Annotated in this window: 4 protein-coding genes; 2 read left to right on the top strand and 2 right to left on the bottom strand. The window is 46.6% G+C overall.

Going from position 1 to position 3,991, the window contains the following annotated elements; translation table 11 throughout:
- Positions 1–405: 405 nt before the first annotated feature.
- Together AC3A8L_RS20425 and AC3A8L_RS20420 are read left to right on the top strand one after the other, a co-directional pair.
- Positions 406–1,092 carry a spondin domain-containing protein gene (locus tag AC3A8L_RS20425; protein WP_487964118.1) on the top strand — a complete coding sequence of 229 codons (687 nt, stop codon included), beginning with the start codon at positions 406–408 and terminating at the stop codon, positions 1,090–1,092.
- Between the two features lie 9 nt (positions 1,093–1,101).
- Positions 1,102–2,244 carry a spondin domain-containing protein gene (locus AC3A8L_RS20420; protein ID WP_487964117.1) on the top strand — a complete coding sequence of 381 codons (1,143 nt, stop codon included), beginning with the start codon at positions 1,102–1,104 and terminating at the stop codon, positions 2,242–2,244.
- A 506-nt stretch (positions 2,245–2,750) separates the two neighbouring features.
- On the opposite strand, the gene AC3A8L_RS20415 is transcribed toward AC3A8L_RS20420, so the two are convergent.
- The gene (locus tag AC3A8L_RS20415) at positions 2,751–3,434 is read right to left on the bottom strand and encodes a helix-turn-helix transcriptional regulator (RefSeq protein ID WP_487964116.1); all 684 of its coding nucleotides are present in this window, start codon (positions 3,432–3,434) and stop codon (positions 2,751–2,753) included.
- 29 nt (positions 3,435–3,463) lie between these two features.
- A complete protein-coding gene (locus AC3A8L_RS20410; protein WP_487964115.1) occupies positions 3,464–3,793 on the bottom strand; it encodes a hypothetical protein in 330 nt (109 codons plus the stop codon).
- Positions 3,794–3,991: the final 198 nt, after the last annotated feature.

Genomic DNA, 3,991 nt, shown 5'->3' with positions numbered 1-3,991 from the left:
AAAGCTATTAGCGAAGGAAAAACTGGTTAAAAAGTCACCTTGAAAGGGCTGGTCAGTAGGGTAACGCATCGGGGCAGGAGCCCCTTATTAGACATTGCAGGAGCATAATGTCGTGGAGCAGTTACCGGGGCATGTAACGCTTTGAGCAACGAAGATAAGGAGGTCGAGATCAAGCATTAATGGATGAAATATTGTTTCCTCGTCCCTTAATGCAGGCCCTGCGTGCCATTCGGGCACAATTAATGACAGCGGCGTTAATTGTGATAAAAAAGTGATATTCGTGTGAAAGTTGCGTGATACCTGTTTTGTATGCTGTGCACCAACAAGACAAAAGCCATTAGGTATGTAGATTTAGGCTTTTAAATTTTAGCCTTTATGCCCCACAACTAAACACAGGACATCACCATGAAATATAAAAAATTAATCTGCGCTGCGACGTTATTAGCCTCTGCCAGCGCCGCCAATGCAGCCGAGATCGCTGTGAGTGTGACCAACCTAACTCACGGCATGTATTTCACGCCGATTTTAGTGAGCGCGCATAGCGCAGACAATATGCTATTTAACGTGGGGGATGTCGCGTCTCCAGAAATCCAAGCCATGGCTGAAGGCGGTGCGTTAATTGGATTGGAAACTTTAACCGAGAGCATAGGCGCCAAGAACCAAGTTAACCCGGCTGCGGGCCCTTTGGCGCCCGGAGCGTCTTCGCCTATGACGGATCTAAGCACCGGCGATAATACTCAACTCAGCATTGTCACTATGTTACTGCCAACAAATGATGCTTTTGCTGGCCTGAACAGCTGGACCCTACCGACTACTCCAGGCACCTATACCCTTGATATAAATGCATATGATGCAGGAACCGAAGCCAATAATGAGCTGATCGGTGGTGATGCTGCGAACACTCCTGCGCCCCCGTTTGTTACTACTGGAGGAACAGGCGGTTCAGGCGTAATGGCTGATGTTGAAGGTTTTGTACATGTCCATCGCGGCAACCTGGGCGATAGTGATACCGATGCTGGTGCTAGCGATTTTGATAACCGCATTCACCGCTGGTTGAACCCTGTTGCTCGCGTGACAGTAATTGTTAAATAGGAGCGCTTTATGACTTTACGAACCCTCTCTTTAGCCCTAGTCAGTGCCGTAACGCTGGCCGCTTGCGGCAGTGATAATTCGGACGCTCCCGCAACATCAAATGCAGCAGCTTTAAGTAGTATCAGTAGTGCCGCTAGCAGCATGGCAGCAGAATCATCTGAAATGATGAGCTCTAGTGATATGGCAGTCTCATCGGAAACTATGTCTTCCGATATGATGAGTTCTAGCTCGTCAATGCCAGCGATGGGTCTTGATTGCGATACCTATACAGCAGAAAAAGGCGCTGCCCTATATTCATCAAAATCTTGTGTGCTTTGTCACGGTGCATTTGATGAATCCGCTACTGCACCCGGTAACCCCGCTTTTGGCACAGATGCCTTTTCTGCTGATGCCACTATGTTTAATTATTTAACAACATCTTCAGATGACTTAGCTTCATTCATTAGCGCGAATATGCCGCCACCAACAGGAGACGCTTGCGATGAAGACTGCGGTATTAACCTTGCTGTGTACATTAGCTCATTAACGGACACTCCTCTTTGCTCAGCGCCTATGGCCGAGTACTCGGTGAGTTTAATTAATGGCAGTGCAATGCAAACGTTATCGCCCGCAGCTGTTATTTTAAGTGATGATGCATTAAACCTTTGGAGCATCGGAAGCCCCGCATCTAGCGCACTAGAAATGCTAGCCGAAAGCGGTTCGCCAGCAATGCTACTGGAACAAAACCCCGGTATATATGGCGCTACACTTGCGGCTGTACCTGCTGGCCAAAACAGTGCTGTAACAATAACAGCCATGATTGATCACCCCGCAATGCTGTCGGTAGCCAGTATGCCGATCTTTACCAACGACGCTATAGTCGGCCTACAAAATATTGCCATTCATGGGTTAGCCATTGGGGATAGCATGATACTCAATGCTGATATTTTAGATGCCGGTACCGAAGCCAACACCGAAACACTCGATACCGTACCGGGTTTAGGTATGGAAGGCGCAGGCTACTTAAGTAATCGCGACGAGTTAACAGGTAATGACGCCGTCACTATGCATCCCGGAGTTGTGAGCAATGCGGAATTAAGCACCTCAGCTTTATCTGAAACTTACCGGTTTGATAGCGGTAGTTTTATGATTAAGATCGTACGCAACCAGTAACACAATGAGCCTAGGGGCGTGCACGGAATAAGTTGCTGGAATTTGGGTTTGTGGGCACTTGCTTGACGAGGCGAAAATATTTGCAATAGCCGGCTATTGCAAATATTTTTACGAAGGCAAGCGTGCACCTAGGAATTCAAAAACGGGAAGTTATTTCATGCACGTCCCTAATGGATGAAAACTTGTTTGCCTGCCCCTAAAAGTACAAACGAAATCGTCATCTCCGAAGAATCCCACAAACACCGACTGACTCTTTAAAGCGATTAATCAAAAAGTGTTTTTTCGGTACTCGCCCTTAGGGACGAGGAAACAATATTCCATCCACTAAATGCTTGATCTCGACATTCTTACCTTCGTTGTTCAAAGCGTTACATGCCCCGGCATGCGCCCCTTTAAGCGCCTTGATAAGAAAACCCCTTCGATAACTGCTCCCTGCGTTATTCTAATAACCTGCTTCCCTGCAGGCCCTCTTCGCCTAATTGGATAAACTATTATTGCCTCGCCCCTTACGCCAATCTACACGAGCTCATATAATGCTCAAGCGAGCAATTTTTTGTTTGCTCAAAACATTGCTCTTGTAAATTAGCACTTACAATACGGTCTAGGCGAAAAGCGCGATACGCTTGGCGCAAACAACACCACGCCGCTAACGTCCATACATTCCCCCAGAATAATAAACCCAGCGGATACACCTCGCGCTGGCTTGTCGCATTTTTAGCATCCGTATAAACAATGTCTGTTATTCTGTTCTTTTTAATGGCTTCACGCAGTAAGGTACTTGGATTTGTTTCGTCGAGAAAGTCAGGGAATACTGGGACTTTAAAAGGTAGCGTATCGCCAATATGTTTTAGCTCTGGAGGTAATGCGCCTACAATTTTATGCAGCGCACTTTGTGCCGAGGCCGATAATTGACTATCGCTCCAGGCTTTTACCATTTTCACCCCCAACATTAACGCTTCCACTTCATTAGCATCAAACATCAGCGGGGGTAAATTCACGGAACGGTGAATACGATAACCAACACCGGCCTCGCCTTCAATCGGAATACCAGAGCTTTCCAACTTCTGAATATCCCGATAAATAGTCCGCAACGAAACGCCAAACTCATCCGCCAATTGCTGCGCCGTTAATACGGTACGGCGGTTGCGCAATAAATTAACGAGCTGTAACAGGCGTTCCGTTTGTTTCATAACACTCTAATCGATGGATAATTATTATTTTATTTCGGCGGGATTTGATGCATTTCAGGATAAACCTGCGTTGCAATAATCGCTTCGGTACAGACCACTGTCGATGAGTCGACGCAAGCCATAAACGCTTCCATAAAAGGTTGATCCATTACCGCATCTGCAGCTTTGGCTGTTTCGGCTGAGGACCAATAAACACAATCTAGCCACTCACAATCCGCCACTTGCGCGACCGAGCGATACACAAAGCCTTCCATTTCCAGTATATAGGCATCCATCTGTGCGCTCACCACTAAAAATGCATCCTTGCCAACTTCCGGCTTGGTTTTAAATTGATAAGTTTTAATAATGTAGTTCGACATAGTGATTCCTTAACGATCAATGATTTGAGCAGCTAGCCTACAGCGCACTACTGACAGAACATGTCAGTAGTGCGCTGTAATTACGGAATCAATTACGTAGTTTTACGCATTCCCCCTTTGCCGGCACCTCTTTACACTGAGGTTTTAGGGACGAGGCAATAATAGTTTATCCAATTAGGCGAAGAGGGCCTGCAGGGA

Source organism: Marinagarivorans sp. (assembly GCF_982758155.1).
The sequence above is the reverse complement of the archived record's forward strand: the minus strand, read 5'-3'. Positions and strand labels throughout refer to the sequence as shown.